Source organism: Microcoleus sp. (genome assembly GCF_049646505.1).
GTDB lineage: Bacteria > Cyanobacteriota > Cyanobacteriia > Cyanobacteriales > Microcoleaceae > Microcoleus.
In genome coordinates this window covers 1-2062 of the sequence record NZ_JBARVX010000092.1, presented here as the reverse complement: position 1 = coordinate 2062, position 2062 = coordinate 1, and the positions used below count along the sequence as shown (strand labels likewise).

Annotated in this window: 2 protein-coding genes and 1 pseudogene; 2 read left to right on the top strand and 1 reads right to left on the bottom strand. The window is 47.2% G+C overall.

The features are described from left to right. Together WBA89_RS05250 and WBA89_RS05245 are read left to right on the top strand one after the other, a co-directional pair. On the top strand, positions 1 to 1301 hold a 1301-nt coding region (locus WBA89_RS05250; protein ID WP_424404475.1), incomplete at its 5' end, for an Hsp70 family protein. Between the two features lie 197 nt (positions 1302 to 1498). Continuing rightward, positions 1499 to 1849, top strand: a complete 351-nt coding sequence (locus WBA89_RS05245; RefSeq protein ID WP_424404474.1) for a four helix bundle protein — start codon at positions 1499 to 1501, stop codon at positions 1847 to 1849. A gap of 17 nt (positions 1850 to 1866) precedes the next feature. Here WBA89_RS05245 and WBA89_RS05240 read toward each other — a convergent pair. Continuing rightward, positions 1867 to 2062: pseudogene (locus WBA89_RS05240) on the bottom strand (hypothetical protein); the annotation flags it as partial.

Sequence of the window (2062 nt, the reverse complement as noted above, 5' to 3'; positions counted from 1 at the left end):
TTGAGCTGTCTGGAGTCGGTGTTACTGAGATTAATTTGCCGTTTATTGATGCCAATGAAGATGGGCCTTTGCATTTGGAAACGCGGCTGACTCGCGGTCAATTTGAGGGGCTGTGCACGGATTTGGTGCAGCGGCTGCGCCGTCCGGTGAAACAAGCTTTGGCTGATGCAAATTTGAGTCCGGCTCGGATTGATGAAGTTGTGTTGGTCGGTGGTTCGACTCGGATTCCTTTGGTGCAGGAAGTTGTTCGCAGTTTGATTGATAAAGAGCCGAATCAAAATGTGAATCCCGATGAAGTTGTGGCGGTGGGTGCGGCAATTCAGGCGGGGATTTTGGCGGGGGATGTCCGCGATGTGCTGCTTTTGGATGTGACACCGCTTTCTCTGGGCTTGGAAACGATCGGCGGGGTGATGAAAAAATTGATTCCTCGGAATACGACTATTCCTGTCAGACGATCGGATATTTTTTCGACTGCCGAAAACAACCAAACTGTGGTAGAGATGCACGTAATCCAAGGGGAACGCGAATTAGGCAGAGATAATAAGTCTTTGGGACGGTTTAAATTAAGTGGAATTCCGCCGGCGCCGCGAGGGATTCCGCAGGTACAAGTAGCTTTTGATATTGATGCTAACGGGATGCTGTTGGTGACAGCTTTGGACAAAACTACCGGCAGGGAACAAAGCATCACTGTGCAAGGTGCTTCGACGCTTTCTCAGCAGGAAGTGAATCAAATGATTCGCGATGCCGAACAGTTTGCTCAAGCTGATAAGTTGCAGCGGGAAAAGGTGGAAAAACGCAATCGCGCTGAAACCTTGGCTTATCAAGCTGAGCGGCAGTTGCGGGAAGTTGCACTCGATCGCGGAATGCAGTTTGCTCAAAGAAGCCGCCAGCGAATTGAAACTTTAATTCGGGAATTGCGAGACAGTTTGGAGCGCAACGACGAGCGGGGAGTCGATCGAGTTGGCTCGGATTTGCAAGATGCTCTTTACGATTTGAGCCGCGAAGTTGCAGCGTTTGCGATGGATGACGATGATGATGATTTCTTTGAGTCTGTGAAGCGCACTTTTACGGGCGACGGTACGAAGCGGCGCAGCGATGACAGCAGCTATTATCAAAATGCTAAGCCGTACAGGCGATCGACTGTCGATCCAATTCCCGATCGCTCCTACGATCGCGATCGCTCTTACGATCGCTCTTACGATCGAGATAGCTCCTACGATCGCAGAAGCAGCACTAATCGCCCCAGTCGCCCTTATCAAAATCAAAGCGACGATTGGGATGATGACGACGATTGGTTGTAATTGAAGGAAGAAGGAAGAGGGAAGAAGGAAGAGGGAAGAGGGAAGAAGGAAGAGGGAAAATAGCGGATTTTCAGCCGAGAATATGTGACGGCTCTTTTCCTAATTCTTCTCAGATCCTTTTCTTTCTCCTCTCCTACACTATACTTCTTTGAATTAGATAAAGATTACTATGATAAGTAAGGAGGGAATTATGTTGTATGACCCATAGAGAACAATACATCTGGCAGCGGGGTATTTATCTTTGTCAACTTTGCTACGAATTAACTAAATCTTTTCATTCGTCTGAACTTTATGGTATCACCAGTCAAATTCGCCGTGCATCTGTATCAGTACCAGCTAACATTGCGGAGGGATATGGACCTGTTACTAGACAAGAGTATATTCGATATTTGCGAATAGCTCTCGGTTCGCTCAGAGAACTGGATACTCATCTAGTGATTTCTGAAAGAGTGGGGTTAGCAGCACCAGAAAAAATCTCACCAGTTATCAAAGAAGCAGATGAACTCACAGGATTAATTGTCAGTACAATCAACAAACTACAAGGATAAAACCTCATCCCTAATCGCTAATCCCTAATCCCTAATCCTTCTTCCTTCTTCCCTCTTCCCTCTTCCTTCTTCCGTCTTCCCTCTTCCGTCTTCCCTCTTCCCTCTTCCCTCTTCCTTCTTCCTTCTTCCCTAATCCCTAATCCTTCTTCCTTCTTCCTTCTTCCCTCTTCATTCTTCCTTCTTCCTTCTTCCCTCTTCCTTCTTCCTTCTTCC

Excerpts from the sequence above, each read along its gene's own strand:
- WBA89_RS05245 (WP_424404474.1), top strand. The coding sequence starts at position 1,499 with ATGACCCATAGAGAACAATACATCTGGCAGCGGGGTATTTATCTTTGT.